Origin of the sequence: Chitinimonas sp. (assembly GCF_041904975.1) — a bacterium.
Lineage (GTDB): Bacteria > Pseudomonadota > Gammaproteobacteria > Burkholderiales > Chitinimonadaceae > Chitinimonas.
The window spans coordinates 1-19,186 of record NZ_JAYRLZ010000056.1 but is presented as its reverse complement, the minus strand read 5'-3'; the positions used below and the strand labels follow the sequence as shown (position 1 = coordinate 19,186).

Annotated in this window: 17 protein-coding genes and 1 tRNA gene; 2 read left to right on the top strand and 16 right to left on the bottom strand. The window is 62.6% G+C overall.

Translation table 11 applies throughout. The features are described from left to right. From ACE3OH_RS07750 to ACE3OH_RS07710, 9 genes are all read right to left on the bottom strand, one after another. Nucleotides 1-835, bottom strand: an 835-nt coding sequence (locus tag ACE3OH_RS07750; protein ID WP_374350415.1) for an MBL fold metallo-hydrolase, incomplete at its 3' end; no start/stop codon positions are given. Nucleotides 836-979: 144 nt separating this feature from the next. Next, nucleotides 980-2,071 carry a redox-regulated ATPase YchF gene (gene ychF, locus ACE3OH_RS07745; RefSeq protein ID WP_374350413.1) on the bottom strand — a complete coding sequence of 364 codons (1,092 nt, stop codon included), beginning with the start codon at nucleotides 2,069-2,071 and terminating at the stop codon, nucleotides 980-982. 114 nt (nucleotides 2,072-2,185) lie between these two features. After that, the gene (gene pth / locus ACE3OH_RS07740; RefSeq protein ID WP_374350410.1) at nucleotides 2,186-2,800 is read right to left on the bottom strand and encodes an aminoacyl-tRNA hydrolase; all 615 of its coding nucleotides are present in this window, start codon (nucleotides 2,798-2,800) and stop codon (nucleotides 2,186-2,188) included. 105 nt (nucleotides 2,801-2,905) lie between these two features. Beyond that, nucleotides 2,906-3,499, bottom strand: coding sequence for a 50S ribosomal protein L25/general stress protein Ctc (locus ACE3OH_RS07735; protein ID WP_374350407.1), 594 nt, complete (start codon nucleotides 3,497-3,499; stop codon nucleotides 2,906-2,908). 84 nt (nucleotides 3,500-3,583) lie between these two features. Continuing rightward, nucleotides 3,584-4,534 carry a ribose-phosphate pyrophosphokinase gene (locus ACE3OH_RS07730; RefSeq protein ID WP_374350405.1) on the bottom strand — a complete coding sequence of 317 codons (951 nt, stop codon included), beginning with the start codon at nucleotides 4,532-4,534 and terminating at the stop codon, nucleotides 3,584-3,586. 111 nt (nucleotides 4,535-4,645) lie between these two features. Further along, nucleotides 4,646-4,720 (bottom strand) — tRNA-Gln (locus tag ACE3OH_RS07725). Between the two features lie 22 nt (nucleotides 4,721-4,742). Next, nucleotides 4,743-5,531 carry a 4-(cytidine 5'-diphospho)-2-C-methyl-D-erythritol kinase gene (ispE, locus tag ACE3OH_RS07720; protein ID WP_374350402.1) on the bottom strand — a complete coding sequence of 263 codons (789 nt, stop codon included), beginning with the start codon at nucleotides 5,529-5,531 and terminating at the stop codon, nucleotides 4,743-4,745. Next, nucleotides 5,528-6,082: a lipoprotein insertase outer membrane protein LolB gene (gene lolB / locus ACE3OH_RS07715; RefSeq protein ID WP_374350399.1), complete on the bottom strand. Its 555-nt coding sequence runs from the start codon at nucleotides 6,080-6,082 to the stop codon at nucleotides 5,528-5,530. The genes ispE and lolB overlap by 4 nt, the downstream gene beginning before the upstream one ends. After that, nucleotides 6,079-7,851, bottom strand: a complete 1,773-nt coding sequence (locus ACE3OH_RS07710; protein ID WP_374350396.1) for a tetratricopeptide repeat protein — start codon at nucleotides 7,849-7,851, stop codon at nucleotides 6,079-6,081. Before ACE3OH_RS07710 ends, lolB begins: the two co-directional genes overlap by 4 nt. 122 nt (nucleotides 7,852-7,973) lie before the next feature. Here ACE3OH_RS07710 and mutM point away from each other — a divergent pair, with 122 nt between their 5' ends. Then, complete coding sequence (gene mutM, locus ACE3OH_RS07705; protein ID WP_374350394.1) at nucleotides 7,974-8,798, top strand: bifunctional DNA-formamidopyrimidine glycosylase/DNA-(apurinic or apyrimidinic site) lyase; 825 nt, start codon at nucleotides 7,974-7,976, stop codon at nucleotides 8,796-8,798. A gap of 283 nt (nucleotides 8,799-9,081) precedes the next feature. After that, the gene (locus ACE3OH_RS07700; protein ID WP_374350390.1) at nucleotides 9,082-11,040 is read left to right on the top strand and encodes a dynamin family protein; all 1,959 of its coding nucleotides are present in this window, start codon (nucleotides 9,082-9,084) and stop codon (nucleotides 11,038-11,040) included. Between the two features lie 87 nt (nucleotides 11,041-11,127). On the opposite strand, the gene ACE3OH_RS07695 is transcribed toward ACE3OH_RS07700, so the two are convergent. The 7 genes from ACE3OH_RS07695 to ACE3OH_RS07665 form a co-directional block, all read right to left on the bottom strand. Continuing rightward, nucleotides 11,128-12,933 carry an aminopeptidase P family protein gene (locus ACE3OH_RS07695; protein WP_374350384.1) on the bottom strand — a complete coding sequence of 602 codons (1,806 nt, stop codon included), beginning with the start codon at nucleotides 12,931-12,933 and terminating at the stop codon, nucleotides 11,128-11,130. Between the two features lie 224 nt (nucleotides 12,934-13,157). Next, entirely contained in the window at nucleotides 13,158-14,774 is a 1,617-nt protein-coding gene (locus ACE3OH_RS07690; protein ID WP_374350381.1) for an aldehyde dehydrogenase (NADP(+)), read from the bottom strand. 321 nt (nucleotides 14,775-15,095) lie between these two features. Continuing rightward, nucleotides 15,096-15,995, bottom strand: coding sequence for a dihydrodipicolinate synthase family protein (locus tag ACE3OH_RS07685; RefSeq protein ID WP_374350380.1), 900 nt, complete (start codon nucleotides 15,993-15,995; stop codon nucleotides 15,096-15,098). Continuing rightward, nucleotides 15,986-17,266, bottom strand: a complete 1,281-nt coding sequence (locus ACE3OH_RS07680; RefSeq protein ID WP_374350377.1) for an FAD-dependent oxidoreductase — start codon at nucleotides 17,264-17,266, stop codon at nucleotides 15,986-15,988. Before ACE3OH_RS07680 ends, ACE3OH_RS07685 begins: the two co-directional genes overlap by 10 nt. Then, nucleotides 17,256-17,501 (bottom strand): (2Fe-2S)-binding protein, encoded by a 246-nt coding sequence (locus ACE3OH_RS07675; RefSeq protein ID WP_374350375.1) that lies wholly within the window; start codon nucleotides 17,499-17,501, stop codon nucleotides 17,256-17,258. The genes ACE3OH_RS07680 and ACE3OH_RS07675 overlap by 11 nt, the downstream gene beginning before the upstream one ends. Next, the gene (locus tag ACE3OH_RS07670; protein WP_374350372.1) at nucleotides 17,498-18,640 is read right to left on the bottom strand and encodes an NAD(P)/FAD-dependent oxidoreductase; all 1,143 of its coding nucleotides are present in this window, start codon (nucleotides 18,638-18,640) and stop codon (nucleotides 17,498-17,500) included. Before ACE3OH_RS07670 ends, ACE3OH_RS07675 begins: the two co-directional genes overlap by 4 nt. Continuing rightward, nucleotides 18,637-19,186 (bottom strand): proline racemase family protein (locus tag ACE3OH_RS07665; RefSeq protein WP_374350370.1); only part of this gene is annotated, 550 nt, incomplete at its 5' end. The genes ACE3OH_RS07670 and ACE3OH_RS07665, both read right to left, overlap by 4 nt.

Here is a 19,186-nt window from a genome sequence, read left to right as displayed (position 1 = left end):
GCACCACTTGCAAGGCTGGGTCGGCCTGCATCAGTGCCTGCACTTTTTCCAGTGCCGACTGCGTTTGCTTCGCATCGCCATCCACCAGCTTGCTTGCCACCCAGAACTTGGGCTGGCCCTGTTTGAGCGCCGCAACCGTCCAGGCCACATCGCCAATAAGGAAATACACCTTTGCGCTATCGGTGCTTACAAACAGCCCCACCGAGCCGGGGGTGTGGCCCGGCATCGGCACCAGCACGACAGAGCCATCCTGGTAAATATCCAGGCTTTCCGGGTAGCCCCGATACGGGACGGGCTGAAAGTTCAGGGCTTCCCACTGTATGGCAGTGGCACCGACTTGCGCTGCCCAGGTGCCGCCGGGGCCGGTGCTTGGATCGCGCAGGCGCACCTGTTCGGCTTCGGCTACGGCAATCTGCGCCTCGGGAAAGTCCGGCACGCCGCTTGCGTGGTCCCAATGGCTATGGCTGAGAATCACCCGCTTCGGCGGCGGCATGCCGGCCGCATCGAGCTGCTCGCGCGCACTGATCACCGGCTGCTCATAGCTGAAAAACGGTCGCCACCACAGGGGCATGCTGTCGCGGTACTGCGTATCGATCTGCTTGCCGAGGCCAGTGTCGAACAGCAGGTAGTCGTTACGGTGCTTGATCAGAAAGGCGGAAAAGTTGGAATTGAGCCGCTTACCCAGCTCACCCCCCGGCACCAGAAGCGCCTGGCGGACCGCAACCTGCGAGGTCTTGATAACGGCAAACCCCACCTCGGGCAAGGCACCGGGCTCAGCTGCCAAGACATGGGCGGCCAGGCTGGCAACAACAAGGCGTAATAGTTGGCGGAGCATCGATTCGTCCTCATTCAAAACACCGAGCTTAATCCTTCGACCTTGCTCCAGGGTCAAGCGCTGTGCCAACCTTGGGCCGCTTTCATGACAAAGCCCCGCAGTTGCGGGGCTTTGCTTTATCTGGCTTCGGGCGGTACTTGTTGCTTAGACGTTGAACAGGAAGTTCAGCACGTCGCCATCCTTGACCACATATTCCTTGCCTTCGGCGCGCATCTTGCCGGCTTCCTTGGCGCCTTGTTCGCCCTTGTAGGCGATAAAGTCTTCAAAGGCGATGGTTTGGGCGCGGATAAAGCCGCGTTCGAAGTCGGTGTGGATCACGCCGGCGGCCTGCGGGGCGGTGTCGCCCTTGTGGATGGTCCAGGCGCGTACTTCCTTCACGCCGGCGGTGAAGTAGGTTTGCAGGCCCAGCAGGTCATAACCGGCGCGGATCAGCAGGTTCAGGCCGGGCTCGGCAATGCCGAGGTCGTCGAGGAAGGCCTGCTTGTCGGCGTCGTCCAGATCGGACAATTCCATTTCGATCTTGGCGCACAGGGCCACCACCGGGGCGCCCTCGGCGGCGGCGTGGGCGCGCAGGCGGTCGAGGTGCGGATTGTTCTCGAAGCCGTCTTCCAGCACATTGCCGACATACATGGCCGGCTTGATGGTGAGCAGGCAAAGCGGCTTGAGCAGGGCCTTGTCGTCGTCGCTGAGCTTGAGGGTGCGTGCCGGCTTGCCTTCGTTGAGGTGGGGCAGCAGCGATTCGCACAGTGCCACCAGCTTTTGCGCGTCCTTGTCGCCGGACTTGGCCTTCTTGCCTTCGCGCTGGATGGCTTTTTCCACGCTGGCCATATCGGCCAGGGCCAGCTCGGTGACGATCACTTCGATATCGGCAAGCGGATCAACCCGGCCGGCCACGTGCACCACGTTTTCATCGTCGAAGCAGCGCACCACGTTCACGATGGCATCGGTTTCGCGGATATTGGCGAGGAACTGGTTACCCAGGCCCTCGCCCTTGCTGGCGCCGGCTACCAGGCCGGCGATATCGACAAATTCGACAATGGCGGGCTGGATTTTTTGCGGGTTGACGATCTTGGACAGCTCGGCCAGACGCGGATCGGGCACTTCAACGATGCCGACATTGGGTTCGATGGTGCAGAACGGGTAGTTTTCCGCCGCGATGCCGGCCTTGGTGAGTGCGTTGAACAGGGTGGACTTGCCAACATTGGGCAGGCCGACAATGCCGCATTTCAGACTCATGGGATATTCCTTGATGTAAGCGCGCGCTGGGCGCGGCGCGGATGATGGGCGTCAGTGTGGTTGATGTTCGGCATGCTTGCCAAGTTGTGCCGGCATGGCAATCGGGCCATGGGATCAGGGCGCCTGTCGTGGTGGCTTGGGCTTGGTGTTCACCGTCATGGTGGCCTTCACCATATCGCCGCTGGACAGCCATTTCCAGGCGGCGAGGCTGCGGTCGATCGCGTCCTCGATCAATGGCTGCTCGTCCTTGCGCGGCCGGTGCAGCACGAAGTCCGCCACTGGCTGGTTCAAGCCCAGGGTGCGCGGGTGGCCGACGCCGAGGCGCAGGCGCCAGAAGTCGGCCGAGCCGAGCATGGCCTGGATGTCTTTCAGGCCGTTATGGCCGGCATGGCCGCCGCCTTGCTTGAGCTTGGCTTCGCCGGGCAAGAGATCGAGCTCGTCGTGCACCACCAGGATCTCATTGGGCAGGATCTTGTAAAAGCGTGCCAGCGCGGCCACGGCCTGGCCGGAGCGATTCATGAAGGTGGTGGGCTGCAATAGCCAAACCTCGCTGCCGTCGCGCAGGCTGCGGGCGGCGAGGCCATGAAACTTGCTTTCCGGCTTGAGCGTGGCCGACAGATCGTGGGCGAGGCCATCCACCCACCAGAAGCCGGCGTTGTGGCGGGTATCGACATACTCGGGGCCGGGGTTACCCAGGCCGACAACCAGGCGGATAGGGGGCGTGCTCATGATGGGTGATCAATTCAGCTTGGCGAATGAAGCAGGGCGGGCCTGCATGTAAAAACGGCCCGCCAAGACCATGCAAGGCGAGCCGTTTTCGAGCTGCGCAGCCAATTAGGCGGCAGTTTCCTCGCCACCGCCGCGAACGGCCAGGATGGTAGCGACGGTTGCGTTGTCACCGTGCTTGAGAGCAACGAATTCAACGCCTTCCGGCAGCTTGATCGCGTCGAGGTGCAGCGAGTGGCCGGCGTCCAGCTTGGCCAGATCCACTTCGATGAACTCGGGCAGCTTGCCTGGCAGACATTCGATGTCGGCTTCGGTCATCACGTGCGACACGATACCGCCGCCGAGCTTCACGCCAGGGGCGATGTCGGCGTTGATGAAGTGCAGCGGCACCTTGATGTGGATCTTTTCGTTCGGATTCACGCGCTGGAAGTCAACGTGCATGACTTGTTGCTTCCATGGGTGGTAGTGCGCGTCACGCAGCAGAACCGGCTGGGTCTTGCCGTCGATGTTCAGGTTCAGGATCGAAGCGTGGAAGGCTTCGTGCTGCATGGCGTGGTACAGGTCGTTGTGGTTCAGGGTAACGGCTTCCGGCTCGATGCCGAAACCGTAAACGATACCAGGGACCTGGCCGGCGCGACGCAGGCGGCGGCTCGCTCCGGTGCCCTGTTCGACGCGCTTGCTGGCGATAACTTCGATAGTCATGTTCAAACTCCTCAACAACAAAAAACGTACGGCCCGCGACCAGGCAGTACGGCGAAAGGGCCCGCCTGCGGCGAGCCCGAAAAATCAATCAACGAACAGGGTGGAAACCGACTCTTCGTTGTTGATGCGACGCAAGGTCTCAGCCAGCAGCGGCGCCAGGCTGACCACGCGGATGCGGTCGGACTTCTTGGCGGCTTCGCTGAGCGGAATGGTGTCGGTAATCACCAGCTCGTCCAGCTCGGATTGGCCGATGCGATCCACCGCCGGGCCGGACAGCACCGGGTGGGTGGAGTAGGCCAGAACCCGCTTGGCACCGTGCTTTTTCAGCGCTTCGGCGGCCTTGCACAGGGTGTTGGCGGTATCGACCATATCGTCCATGATCAGGCAGGTACGGCCTTCCACATCACCGATGATGTGCATCACTTCAGCCACATTGGCCTTGGGACGACGCTTGTCGATGATGGCCAGCTCGGTATTGAGCTGCTTGGCCATGGCGCGGGCGCGCAGCACGCCACCGACGTCGGGCGATACCACCATCAGGTCTTCGTAATTCTTGGTACGGACATCGTCGAGCAGTACCGGTGTGGCATAGATATTGTCCACCGGAATGTCGAAGAAGCCCTGGATCTGGTCGGCATGCAGGTCAACCGTCAGCAGGCGGTCGACGCCAGCGGCAGTCAGCATATTGGCAACCACCTTGGCCGAGATCGGCACGCGGGCCGAGCGTGGGCGGCGGTCCTGGCGGGCGTAGCCGAAGTAAGGCATGGCGGCGGTGATCCGGCCGGCCGAGGCGCGCTTGAGCGCGTCTACCATCAACAGCACTTCCATCAGGTTATCGTTGGTCGGTGCACAGGTGGACTGCAGCACGAACACATCGCGGCCTCGCACGTTTTCCAGCAGCTCGACGGTGGCTTCGCCATCGCTGAAGCGACCGACAGTGGCACGGCCAACGGTAATGTCGAGGTGTTTGGCAACCGCATCCGCAAGCTGCGGGTTGGCGTTGCCGGTGAATACCATCAAGCTCTCGTAGGCCATGCTCGGATCCTTGACAAAAAAAGAAAGCGTGTAATCGTCATTACACGCTTTCTGATTTCTTTTTGCGTTAGGTAAGCGCATTGGCTTGCCGCCCATACGCATTGCAATTACTGGCAGGGGAGGTAGGGATCGAACCTACGAATGTCGGAATCAAAATCCGATGCCTTACCACTTGGCGACTCCCCTACATATTTACCGGATAAAACAACTAATCCAATAAACCAAACAAAGGGTGCTGCTTCATGCTGTTTGCAATGAAACCCTGCATATCGGCAGGCTTTTGCTTCATTACAGATTCAGCTTGTTTTCGTGTATTGAATGCAGCAAATACACAAGCGCCTGATCCAGTCATCATTGCTTTACCGAATTGGCTTAGCCAATCGAGGTGATCTGCAATGATCGGATACTTTTCCTTGGCGACTGCTTCCAGGTCGTTTCGGACTTGGCTGCTTGGAAAGGCGGCCATTATTATGGGCTTGCTGTTTCGTGTCAAGCCCGGCGACGAAAAAATCTCGGCAGTGGGCACCGAAACGGGCGGAATCAGTACCAGATAGCATTGCTCGGGCAGTGCCAGCGCCTGTAGTTGTTCGCCCACACCCTCGGCAAACGCATCGCGGCCAAAAATGAAGAACGGAACATCGGCTCCCAGGCGCAAGCCTAGCGCCTGCAATTGTTCGCGAGTGAACGACAAGCCCCACAGATGGTTCAGCGCCATCAGTACGGTGGCGGCGTCGGAGCTGCCGCCGCCAAGGGCGGTGCCGGATTCGGCTTGCAACAGGCGGGCGGCGCGGATCACCAGATCGCTTTCCACCGGCACGCCGGGCAAGGGGTTGGCGTGGGTGATCTCGCCGCTTTGGTTGATGGCGATATCGATATCGTCACCGTAATCGAGCAGACGGAAGGCAGTCTGTAAGAGATGGTAGCCATCGGCTCGCCGGCCGGTGACATGCAGGAACAGATTGATCTTGGCTGGGGCAAAAAAGCGGTGAAAGGTCATGGTTGTGCGTAGGCTAGCTGCCAGTCGGACAGCAGGATGCGGATTTCCAGTTCGGGGCGGCTAAGGGTAAGACCGTCTGGCATGCTGCCATCCAGGCCTTTGTAGCGAATCTGCCAGCCATCTTGTTCCAGGACCTTGCCGGTTTCGCTGCGCGACCAGTGCGCTTCTCGTCCTGGCGCGGCCAGGCCGAGCAGCCAGTAGCGCAGGCCTTCGGCAGGGAGTCGCCAGCCCAGGGCGCGCTCGGTCAGGGTTTCGATATCGGCGGCTTCGTGCAGCTGGCCGTTGCTGTCGGTGTAACGCGCCGCGTTACTTGATAGCTCCAGCCGGGCCACGACTTGGCCCAGCGGATTACTCAGGTCGACCTGCTCGGCAGTGTTGTCGTGTTTCCACTCGAAGCGCGCCGCCGGATAGCCCTTGCCGTGGGCTTGCACGGCGACGCGGCCGCTGACGGCGTATTTTGCGGGCAATTCAGACTTGGCGACGGGGGCTTGAACCGAGGAGCAGCCAGCCAGCAGGCCGGCTGAATACATGCCTAGCAGCAGGCGCCTCATTGGCCGGTCAGTCGGTGCATGGTTTCGGCCAGTACATCATGTTTGGGGTCGATCTTGCGGCCTTCCGCCCAGACTTTCTTGGCGGCCTCCTGGTTACCGTTGCGCCACAAGGCTTCGCCATAGTGGGCGGCAATTTCCGCGTCGGGCATGGCTGAAAACGCCTGGCCGAGCAGCTTGGTGGCATCGGCAAACTTGCCTTGCTTGACCAGTACCCAGCCGAGGCTATCCATGATCACCGGGTTTTTGGGTTCTTTCTCAAGGGCGCGGCGGATCAGCTCTTCCGCCTCATCGAGCCGCGAGGTGCGGTTGGCCAGGGTGTAGCCCAGTGCATTGAGGGCCAGTGGGCTGTCCGGATTCAGCGCCAGATAGCGGCGCAGATCGGACTCGGCACCGGATACATCGCCCAGCAGGTCAAAGATCAGCGAGCGGTCGTACAGCAGGTCGGCGTTGTCCTTATGGGTTTGCAGGCCCTGATCGAGCACGGCACGGGCGCGGTCCAGGTCCTTCAGCTCGCGCCAGATCTGTGCCTCGACTTGCAGGCGGGCGATCTGGTCGCTGGTCTCTACATTGGGCAGCTTGCTCAATTCAGAGAGTGCGGCGTCGCGCTGGCCCAGCTTGGCTTCGATATGGGCAAGCCGCATGGCGGTCTGGGTCTGGTATTCGGGGTCATCGACACTGCGGTAGAGTTCGCGTGCTTTTTCCAGGCGGGACTGCTCTTCCATGGTTACCGCCAGGTAGTAGCGCAGCGCGGCTGGCCGCTTCGGGCTTAGCTTCAGTGCGCGTTCCAGTGCGCCCTGTGCGCCGGCATAGTCACGCAGCTTCAGTGACGCCAAGGCCTCGCCGACCGGGAACTCCACCTCGTCCGGCTGCATGGCGCCAAGCTGGTGGTATTGCAGCTGCGCATCGGCAAAGCGACCGGCTTCATTGAGCAGGCGCGCCAGCGACAGTTTGATATCGATGGAGGCCGGGGCTTGTTTGCTGGCCTGGCGTAGATAGTCGATGGCGGCCTCGGTCGAGCGCTGCTGGGTCAGTCCGCTACGGAACAGGATCGCCGCCTCCCAGTCCTTGCGCACCGCAATCGCCCGGTCTGCGGCGGCCTCGCCCTCCTCGGCATGGCCGGCGTCACGCTCGGCCAGGGCAATCGCCATTTGTGCCTCGGGCAGCTGTGGGTAGCGTGCGCTGATGCGCTTGGTCAGTTCCAGCAGGGCATTCTTGTCGGCATCGTTTGGCCACAGGGTATGGATCTGCAGCAGCACAGCCGGGGCGTCCTTGGGGCTGGCGGCCAGCCAGCTTTGCAACTCGGTCTCGACTTCGGCCAACTGATTGCTGCGTGCCAGCAAGGTCAGCATGGCGTGGCGTGCGGTCATCGCCTCTGGTTCGTATTCACGCCACAAACGCGTAGCGCCCAGGGCAATGTCGAGGCGGCCGGCAGACAGGCCGATTTCCAGCGCACGCTTGGCGGCACGGGCATCATGGGTTCGTTGCGCCAGTTGCAACCACGCTTCGGCGCCAAGCTGGCGGTTACCCTGGCTGGCGGCGATATCACCGAGCAGCATGCCGAACAGCAATTCACGGGTCAGCGCCTGCTTCGGATATTGCCCTTCATCTTCGAGGTTTACCGCAGCTTCTGGTGGTGCCGCTTCCTTCGCCGGCTCGCCTGCCGCTGCGACCTTGGTGGCAGGCGCGGCCGGCAAGCTGGCACAGGCGCCCAGTTGTAGGGCGAGCAGGGCGAATCCGGTGAGCTTCAGCGCAAGATGACGGTATGACATGATGGTTTCCTTTGCCGCCAAGGCGGCGCTGGCAAGCATGGTAAAGTCCGGCGAAGTGTTACCACAACTGTCGCAAACGGATTTAGTGCGCGATTTATTCATATTGACGAACTTTTATCGCCATGCCAGAACTTCCTGAGGTTGAAACGACCCGCAAGGGCATTGCTCCGATAGTCGGTGGCGCGGTGCTGCGCGAGGTTGTCGTTCGCAATGCGCAGTTTCGCTGGCCGGTGCCGGCCAATCTTGCCGAGCTGGTTTGCGGGCGCCGCATCGAATCGGTATCGAGGCGGGCCAAATACCTGCTGCTGAATGCAGATGCCGGCAGTGTGATCATCCATCTCGGCATGTCGGGAAGCTTGCGCTTTGTCGAACCGGCTACGCCTGCGGAAAAACACGACCATATCGATCTGCTGTTTGAAGCGGGGCAGCAGCACAAAGTTCTCCGTTTTCGCGATCCGCGCCGGTTTGGTTGCCTGCTGTGGCAGCCGGCGCCGGTTGAAGCGCATCCGCTGCTGGCCGATCTGGGGCCGGAGCCCCTGTCGGATGCGTTTTCTGCCGAGAGCCTGCAACAGGCATTGTCCGGGCGCTCTGCCGCCATCAAGCTGGCCATCATGGATAGCCGGGTTGTCGTCGGGGTGGGCAATATCTATGCAAGCGAAGCGCTGTTTCGTGCGCGCATCTTGCCGGGGCGGCCGGCGGGCAGCCTTGGCCGTGACGAGTGTGCCCGGCTGTGCGAGGCAATCCGGCAAACCCTTCGCGATGCGATTGTGGCCGGTGGCAGCACCTTGCGCGACTTTCATCAGGCCGATGGCGCGCCGGGCTATTTTCAGCAGCAATACAATGTGTATGGGCGTGACCAAGCACCTTGCCACCAGTGCGGCAGCCTGATTGCCTGCACCCGCCACGGCCAGCGTTCCACCTTCTGGTGCCCGTATTGTCAGGTATAGGGCTGGCGGTATTGCGGACGGCTGGCGGCCAGCTGCATGGCCCGTCGGGCGACAAAATATGCTATTGTCGTAAATTCCGGTTGGCGAGTTGCCCTGCCTGCCGATGATCCTGCTGCACAGTGCCGGTCGTCGGCGACGCCCGAGCTTGCGCCATGTCGATCATCGTTATTTAATGACATTCTGCCCTTGAAATATCGGGCGTTTTTCTTGATCAGCTCAGCCAGTCGCAACTGGTTCGAAATTCAAAAAGCGGCGCAGCGGCGATCCGCGAGGGGAAATTCAAGTGGCACACGATAATCTGGTCGCAGACTTCGAAGCCTATAGCGCTTGGCGTGGCAACTTGATACAGCGTATTGGCGAGTTGCAGCGCTGGCTGTCGGAGCAGGATCTGAACGATGCGCAAACCAATATGCGCATTCAGCACCTCCTGGACAAGCTGCGCGACGATAAGCTCAATATTGCCTTTGTGGCCGAATTCTCCCGCGGTAAATCCGAGCTGATCAACGCGATCTTTTTTGCCGAATACAAGCAACGCGTGCTGCCCTCATCAGCAGGCCGCACCACCATGTGCCCGACCGAGCTGCAGTACGATCCGGCGCGCGCCAACTGCATCCAGCTATTGCCGATCGAAACCCGGGCCAGCGATACCACCACATCCGAATACAAGCGTTATCCGGAGGAATGGGTTTCCGTGCCGCTGGATATTGATTCCGGCGATGCCATGCTGGCTGCATTTCAACAGGTGGGCCAGCAAAAATGGGTCAGTGTCGAAGAGGCCAAGAAATACAGCCTGTATGACGAGAATGACCCCGATCACAAGCTGCAGGTACACGACGGCAAGATCGAAATCCCGTGCTGGCGCCACGCCATCATCAATTTCCCGCACCCCTTGCTCAAGCAAGGCTTGGTGATTCTCGATACGCCTGGCCTCAATGCCATCGGTACCGAGCCGGAATTGACGCTGAATCTATTGCCTAATGCGCACGCGATTTTATTTATTCTGGCGGCGGACACCGGTGTTACCAAGACCGATATCGATGTGTGGCGCAATCATATCGGCCGCTCGCAAGGTGGTCAGCGTGGCCGCATTGTTGTATTGAACAAGATTGATGGCCTATGGGATAGCCTGAAAAGCGAGGCGGAAATCGATGGCGAAATTGATCGCCAGGTAAAAACCAGTGCCGATTTGCTTGGTATCAAACCATCGCAGGTATTCCCGGTTTCCGCCCAAAAAGGCCTGGTGGCAAAGATCAATGACGATGAACCGCTGCTCGAAAAAGCCCGCCTGGTGCGCCTTGAGACAGCCCTGTCTGAAGACCTGATCCCTTCCAAACAGGAAATCGTCCGCGACAATACCCACACCGAGGTTGAAGATCTGGTTTTGGCTACGCGCGGGATTCTGAATGCCCGTCGCGATGGCGTGAAAGAACAGCTCGATGAATTAACCGCCCTGCGCGGCAAGAATCGCGATGTGATCGAGCATATGCTGGACAAGATCGCTGAAGAGAAAGTGCACTTCGAGCGCGGTATGCAACGCTTCCAGGCCTTGCGTTCGGTGTTTTCACAACAGACCAATGTGCTGTTCGGCTATCTCGGTGTCGATGTCTTGAAGAACAAAATCACGCGGATGCGTACCGATATGGAAGGTTCGAGCTTTTCGTCCGGCTTGACCTCTGCCATGCAGAAGTTCTTTAAAGACGTGAATGGCAATATCACGAAGTCGGCTGAACAGGTTGCTGAAATCCAGGCAATGATGGCCGGCATGTACAAGAAATTCAGCGAAGAGCACGGCTTGGGCTCGGTGGCGCCGCCGCCGTTTTCCACCTTGAAATACCACAAGGAAATTGCCCGGCTGGAGCGCAGTTTCAATGAGCATTTCAATACTCTGGGCGCCATTCTGACCACCTCGCAGAATGCCATGACCAAGAAATTCTTCGAGACCATCGCCAGCCGTGTCGTGTATGTCTATGAGGTGGCGAACCGCGATGTCGATAATTGGCTGAAGGCGGTAATGGCACCGATGGAAACCCAGGTGCGCGAGCATCAGATGCAGTTGCGCCGTCGCCTGGAAAGCGTCAAGCGCATTCACAAGGCCACAGATACGCTGGAAGATCGCATCAATGAGCTGACCGAGATCGAGGCCGGTATCCGCCAGCAGACGGTGGAACTCGATGCCCAGCTCAAGCGCGCTTACGAGGCTCTGAGTGCGCCGATGCAAGCGGTCAAGACGCGGGCTGCGTGAGTCGGGACAATGTGAATAAGGCCGCCATAGTGGCCAGAGTCGAAGAAAACGGGGATGGCTTATGCCATCCCCGTTTTGCATGCCGGCCTAGATAGCTGCGGTATTGCGGTGCAGCCACGCCAGGGCAGCGCCATCAAGCAAGGGTGCAAGACGGCGTGCGACTTCGCCATGGTAGGCATTGAGCCAGTCGCGCTCATCCTGGCGCAATAGCTCGACATCGATGCAGCGACGATCGATCGGGCACAGGGTCAGCGTTTCGAATTGCAGGAACTCGCCGAATTCGCTGGCGGCCGCTGGCACATTCAGCAACAGGTTCTCGATGCGTACCCCCCACTGGCCGGGGCGATAGATACCTGGCTCGTTCGAGGTGACCATGCCCGGTTCCATGGCGGTATAGGCCTCGTTGGGTGCATGAGGCGAAATGCTTTGCGGGCCTTCGTGCACATTCATGAAGTAGCCGACGCCATGCCCGGTGCCGTGGCCGTAGTCGATGCCGGCCGACCAGATCGGCGCCCGCGCCAGACTGTCGAGCAGCACGCTGCGCGTACCGCGCGGAAAGCGCGCCATCGACAGCTGGATCATGCCCTTGAGCACCAGGGTGAAATCGCGCTGCTGCGCGGCCGACACCTTGCCGATCGCCACGACGCGGGTGATGTCGGTGGTGCCGCCCAGATACTGGCCGCCCGAGTCGATCAAGAGCAGGCCGTCGCCTTCGATCACCGCATGGCTGGCTTCAGTTGCGCGGTAATGCGGCATGGCGCCATTGCCGTTGAAGCCGGCAATGGTCGAAAAGCTGGTGCTGACAAAGCCGGGGCGGCGCGCGCGCGCGGCGGTGAGCTGCTCATCGATGGTCAGCTCGGTAATCCGCTCGCCGCTGGCCAATGCCTGCTCCAGCCAGCTGAAAAATTCGCACAATGCGACGCCGTCCTGCTCCATGGTGGCGCGGATATGCCGGGCTTCTTCTGCTGTCTTGCGCGATTTGGCAAAGGTGGTCGGATTGATCGCTTCGATCAGCCGGACCTCGGCCGGCACCGCTTCCACCAGGCCCAGCGTTACCCGGCGCGGGTCGATCAGCAGGCGGCTATTGGCGGGCAAGCCTGCCAGTGCCGATTTCGCTGCGGCATAGTCGGCCAGCTGTACGCCGTCCGCTGCAAGGGATGCGGCCAGCGCAGGCGCCACTTTGCCGTGGGCGACAAACAGGGTGACCGAGTGCGCAGTGAGCAGTGCATGGGCCAGGAAAACCGGGTTATGGCTGACATCGGCGCCGCGCAGGTTCAGCAACCAGCCGATATCGTCAGTGGTGGAAATCAGGTGTACATCGGCGCCAAGGCGGCTCATTTCGCTGCGCAGGGCGGCCAGTTTGCTGGTGCGCGATACCGTTGCATGCGGTGGCAGATGCTCGTATACCGCCTCCGATGGCAGGCCAGGGCGATCGGCCCAGATCGCCTCGAGCAGGTCGATATCGGTACGCAGGCTGATGCCCTTTGCGCTCAGCGCCGCACTCAGGCTGCGGCCGGCCAGCAGGCCAAGGGTGCTGCCATCCACGCCCAGTACGGCGCCTGCGGGCAGGTTTTCTGCCAGCCAGCCAACATGGGCCGGATCGCTGGCCACGGCAATCTTCATCAACTGGATGCCCGAGCCAGCCAGCTCGGTTTCGGCCTGGGTCCAGTAGCGGCTGTCTACCCACAGGCCGGCAAAGTCGGCGGTCACCACCAGGGTACCGACCGAGCCATGAAAGCCGCTCAGCCAGCGTCGGCCTTGCCAGCGTCGTGGCAGATATTCCGATAGATGCGGGTCGGCCGACGGAATCAGACAGGCGCTGAGGCCCTGCGTGCTCATGGCCTGGCGCAGGGCGGCGAGACGGGAAACGGCGGTGTGCTGGGGCGCATTCATCTTGACATCACTCGGGTAGTTATCGGGTTTGCGGACAATGTTACGGCAAGCGCCATGGTAGGCCAGTCATCGTGTGCCGTGCAGATACAGCAAGTCGTGTCTGCGATAGTGTCAGACCGGTTTGCCATGCCGCCGGCGCAAGAGGCGCTGGACAAAGCCGCGTACGCACCACAGGCGCGGTTCCCCGCGGCTGACGGCCCCTTGCTCATTTTGCGAACAGCTTTTCAGGTTGCCGCGTGAAAGTGCAGCTGCATGCTGTTGTTCGCTTGCGGCCCCGTCGCACCATGGCCCGCTTCCAGCCGGCGCAGGCCCAGCGGATTGCCATCTTGCAAGGCGGCTGGCAGCAGTTTGTCCGGCCAGTTCTGGTAACACACCGGCCGGGCAAAGCGCAGCATGGCCGCCGTGCCGACCGAGGTGCTGCGGCTGTCGGATGCAGCGGGGTAGGGGCCGCCATGCACCATGGCAAGGCCCACTTCCACGCCGGTCGGCACGCCGCCGAATAGCAAGCGGCCAGCCTTGCGCGCCATTGCATCGGGCAGTTCCGGCCAATAGGCCATTTCGCTCGGGTCGGCATGGACGGTGGCAGTCAGCTGGCCGCCCAGGCTGTCCAGCAATTGCAATACCTCGACGCGATCGCGGCAGCGCACCAGCAGGCTGACCGGGCCAAACAACTCATCGGCCAGCGCCGGCTGGGCCAGGAGGGTGGCTGCATCCACTTCCAGCAACTGTGCGCTCACCGCATGCGTGCCACCGTGGTCGGCGAGCAGGCGGTTTACGCCGGTTTGTGCGGCGCGGCTGTCCAGACCATCGCGATATGTTGCAGCCAGCCCGGCGCTCAGCATGGCGGCAGGTGCGACAGATGCCAGTCGGTCGATCAGGCGTTGGCGCAGTCGCTCAAAGCCGACCGAGCCCATGGCAATGATCAAGCCGGGCTTGGTACAGAATTGGCCATTGCCCTGCACGATGGCAGACGCCAGCGCATCGGCAATGGCCTCGGCATCGCTGGCCAGCGCTTGCGGCAACAGGATCACCGGATTGCTGCTGCCCATCTCGGCAAATACCGGAATCGGCCTTGGCCGGGCGGCGGCGAGATCCATCAGGGCGCGACCTGCGCGCTGCGAGCCGGTAAAACCGACGGCCTCGATGGCCGGATGCTGGACCAGCTGCCGCCCCAACTCGATACCGTCGTCAAACAGTAGCGAAAACACCCCTTCGGGCAGATCAAGCGCCAGCGCGGCATCGACTATGGCCCGGCCGACCAGTTCGGACGTGCCGGGGTGGGCAGAGTGCGCCTTGACGATCACCGGGCAGCCGGCCGCCAGCGCGGCGGCACAGTCGCCACCGGCCACCGAAAACGCCAGCGGGAAATTGCTGGCGGCAAAAATCGCGACTGGCCCCAGCGGCTGCAGCATGGAGCGGGTATCGGGGCGCGGCAAGGGTTTGCGGATCGGGTCGGCTCGCTCGATGCGGGCGTCGACCCAGTGGCCGGCTTCCGCCTCAGTGGCCAGCAGGCGCAGCTGGGCGCAGGTACGGGCCAGCTCGCTGCGTACCCGTGCTTCCGGCAAGGCGGTTTCGCGCGGTATCCGCTCGACCAGGGGGGCGGCCAGAGATTCCAGCCGCTCGGCAATGCCGCGCAAAAAGGCGCCATGCACCCGGCCGCCCAGTGCTGCATAGGGTCGGGCGGCGGCGCTGGCCAGGCTGGCGGCCCTGTCCAGTTCGGCCGGGCTGGCGCTGTGATAGCGCGGCGCCAGTGCTTCGCCATTGCTGGGGTCGACGCCGTAAAAGCCGGCAGTCTGTTCACTGGCGCAGGCATAGCCGATCAGGGAGAGTCCGAGCAACATGGGGATTCCTTATCAAACAAGATCATTAAACGGATAGCGAGGGAAGCTCTGAGCAAATCGACAAGACGTGCAAGCACAGTGCCGCTGTTCTGCAGGGGCTGGTGACCGTGTCTGCTGCATGTTGAACACTTTGTCCAAAACTTCCTTGGCTGTTAGTGAAACGCTGAACAAATCCACTTACGCGCCGACAGCGCGGTTCCCCCGCGGTGGCGGGGGCGGAATAGAGCAGTAAGGAATCAACAACTTACCTTCTGCCGCTAAAGTACCGGGTTTCCCGGGACCGGCGATGCTGGTTGAAAACTCGATTCATTCAGCGCTTCCTTAGTGGTTCAGCGTTGGGCGAGTGGCCAAGGCGTGGGCGATGATCGCCTCGGCTTCGAGCAGCTCGCTGCCTTGCAGGGCCAGTCGTGGCGGACGCACCCGTGCATTGCCCACCCCTAGTTTTTCCTGCACCAGTTTGATCAGCTGCACGAACTTCGGCACGGTATCGAGCCTCAGCAGCGGCAGGAACCAGGCATAGAGTTCGGCAGCTTCTTGCCAGCGGCCGGCACGCGCCAGTTCAAACAGGCATACTGATTCATGCGGTAGTGCATCCACCAGACCGGCAATCCAGAATTGCGCACCGGCGGCCACGCCTTCCACCAGACAGTCGTCCACGCCGACGCCCAGCGCCAGGCGATCGCCCGCCAGTGCACGCAGCGCGCTGATGCGGCGCACATCGGTGCTGGATTCCTTCACTGCCTTGATGTTGTCGAACTGGTCGGCCAGCTCGATGATTTGCGCTGGCGAGAAGTCGGTGCGATAGGCCACCGGGTTGTTGTAGACAATGCAGGGCAAATCGGTCGCGCTGATGACAGCGGCCACATGCGCCTTCATTTCGCGCCAGTCAGTCGAGTACACATAGGGTGGCAGTACCATCAGGCCGCGTGCGCCATGCGTCTTGGCCGCCTTTGCCAAGTTGACCGCCTCGCGGGTGGACAGGGCGGCAATGCCGGGGATCACCGGCACATCCACCGCCTTGGCGCAGGTCTCGATCAGGGCGACCTTTTCGTCAAAATCCAGGGTGGCGCCTTCACCGAGCGAGCCGCAGGGCACGATGCCGGTGCAGCCAGCCTCCACCAGCCAGCGCACATTGGCCGCTGCGGCGCCATGGTCGATGCTCAGATCGGCATTGAACGGGGTGGTGATGGCGGGCATCACGCCTTCGAATTTCACAGACATGGTGTTTCCTTTGCTTGGGGGATTTCAGTCAGCGCCAGGGTGCCAAGGCGGGCGGGCTGCAGGGGTGGCCGGCTGCCGACATGGGACCAGCCGAACAGACTCTGGCAGGCAGCGCCGCAGATGCGGCCCTGGCAGGGGCCCATGCCGCAGCGGGTTTGCAGCTTGGCCTCGCGCCAGCTGCCCATGGCGGCAAGCTGGCGATAGCTGACGTCCTCGCAGCGGCACACCACGGTGTCGGGCTCGGCCAGTTGCTTGATAGCGGGCGATAGCGTGAAGTGTTGCGCCAAATGACCGGCATAGCGCTGGGCATGGCCAAGTTGGCGCTGCAAGGCGGCAAGCTCGCGGTGCTGATCGGTGGCATGCAGGCCGGCAAGGCGGCCCTCCAGCCAGGCTTTGTCGACGCCGCCGATGCCGGTGGCTTCTCCGGCGGCATACACATTGGCGATTGAGCTGCGCTGCAGCGCATCCACCTGCACGGCGCCGTCGCGTATGGTGCAGCCCAGGGTCGATGCCAGCTCGGTATTGGGCAGCAGACCATAGCCCACGCCCAGCCAGTCGCATTCGATCTTGATGCTGCGGCCGGGCGCTTGAATACGCACTGCACGCAGGCTATCGCGGCCCAGGGCCGCCGCCACATGGCTGCCGCTGCGATACGGCACCTGCCGCAAGCGCCAGCGTAGTCCTGCTGCCTGCAACAGTTTGCCGGGATAGCGATGCAGGCCGAGGGCAAATGCGGCCAGATCGCGCCAGCTGGCCTGCTCGGCGATCCAGCGCAGATCGGCGCCTGCGTCGAGCAGGGTGTCGGCCGCTGCCAGCAGCAAGGGGCCGCTGCCGGCCAGCACGACCCGCTGACTACGCACATCCAAACCCTGTTTCACCATCGCCTGCAGGGCGCCGGCGCCGGTCACGCCGGGCAAGGTCCAGCCCGGAAAGGGCAGCAGGCGCTCGCGAGCGCCGCTGGCAATGATCAGGCGCAGGTAGCGTAGCAGCCGGCTGTGCTCACGCTCCTCCAGCAGCAAGGTGCCGGCTGCGGGTGCTGCCACCAGTCGGCAACCAGTAAAAACCTGCAGCCGCTCGTGGCCCAGGCAGGCTTGCGCCGCCCGATAGCGCGGATCGGGATGCTGACCGCCGCGCCAGATCTGGCCGCCCGCCAGCGGGTTGTCGTCGATCAGCGCTACCCGGGCGCCACCGGCCAGTGCCGCCTGCATGGCGGCAAGGCCGGCCGGGCCGGCGCCGATAATGGCGATATCGACCGGCTGTTCAACGTTCACGCCACACCTCCATGCCGGGCTCGGGCAGGATCTGGCAGGCGCGCTGATGCGCCTGGCCGTTGACCGTGACCCGGCATTCAAAGCACACCCCCATGCCGCAGAACGGTGCGCGCCGCTGGCCGCCGACCGAGATGCGGCTGCCCAGCTTGCCCAGCGCACTGGCCAGGCTGCTGGTGGCAGCCAGTGTTACCGGCTGGCCATCGATGGTGATGCAAACGTGTGCAGTGGTGCTCATGCATTGGCCTCCTGCAGGCAGGGTATCGCCGCCGCTGCTCTGCTAAATCGGGCCGGATCGAATGGTGCCGGGTCGATGGCCGGCGCTTGGTCGAGCATCAGGGCGCTGAGCAGTTCGGCACTGGCCAGCGCCGTGGTCACGCCCAGGCCTTCGTGGCCGGTTGCCAGCCATAGCTTCTGGTAGCCGACCGCCCGGCCCAGTAGCGGCTGCTTGTCGGGCGTGGCTGGGCGAAAACCGCTCCAGCAGCGGATCGCCTGCACGGCTTGCAAGGCAGGCAGGTAGTCAAACGCCCGACGCAGCATGCGCTGCAGCAGCGGCCAGTTGAGTTCCGGGTCCAGGCTGTCGCTCGACTCGCGCGAGGAGCCGATCAGCAATTGCCCGGTCGGGCGCGGCTGCACATTAAAGGCGACGCTGTCGCCGTCACCATGGGCCGATTGCAGATAGCCCAGCTCCACCAGCTGGTGCCGCACCAGGCCGGCATAGCGCTCGGTGATCACCAGCTGCCCCTTGCGTGGCAGCAGCGGTAGTTCGGGCAACAAGTTGCGCGATTGGCAGCCCGCTGCCAGCACCACGCGATCCGCGCGGATGCGATGGCCATTGCCGAGCACGACGCTGCCGTCTTCCACCGCCGCCACCGGGCAATGGCTGATCAGACCGGCGCCCAGGCTCTGCGCTTGTTCCAGCAGCCAATGGCAGGCGGCCGGCGGATAGATGACCGCCTCGTCCGGCAGCAGCAGGCCGCCTTGCAGGCCGCCGGCCAGATTCGGCTCGGCGGCATACAGGGCGCTGCGGTTCAGCAGCCGGGCCGGTGTGGAGGCTTGCAGGATGGCGTGCTTGCGCTCGGCCTCGTGCATTTCGGCCTCATCGCGCGCCAGCCACAGGGTGCCGCAGGCTGAATAGGCCGCAGCCGCCGGCAAATCGGCACGGCGTGCCTGCCATAGGCGCAGACCACGGCTGCTCAGCGCCAGCTCGGCTGCGCTGCCGTCCAGTGTGACCAGATGGCCCATGCCGGCCGCGGTAGTGCCGGCGCCGGGCAGGCCGCTGTCCAGCACCAGGGTGCGCAGCCCGTGGCGGGCGCAGCACTCGGCCAGGGCGGCACCGACAATGCCGGCGCCGATGATCAACACTTCCGGCTTCATACCGCCGGAGCCGGGTTTGCGCTGCGGATGCCCCAGGCGAACGGATCGCTGCTGTCGATCAACAATTCGGCTTTGGCGCAGATATGGGCGCTGCCGCTGATCGACGGCACGATCTGCGCCCCGATCTCTTGCCAGCTCGCTTCGAATACGCTGCCGATAATGCTTTCCTGGCGCCAGATCTGTCCCGGCGGCAGCAGGCCATCGGCCGCAAGACAGGCGATCTTGGCGCTGGTACCGGTGCCACAGGGCGAGCGATCGTAAGCGAGACCAGGGCACAGTACGAAGTTGCGGGCGTCGGCAATCTCGCTCGGGCCAAATAGCTCGACATGGTCGATTTCGGCGCCAGCGGCACCGCAAATACCTTGCCGCTGCAAGGCCTCGCGTATCTTCACCGCGCAGTCGGTCAGCCGGGGTATTTGATTAGCCTGCAGATGCTGTCCGTGATCGCTGACCAGAAAGAACCAGTTCCCGCCCCAGGCGATATCGCCATGCATGCGGCCGTAGCCGGCTACATCCACCGCTACCTGGCGCGCCAGCCGGTAGCTG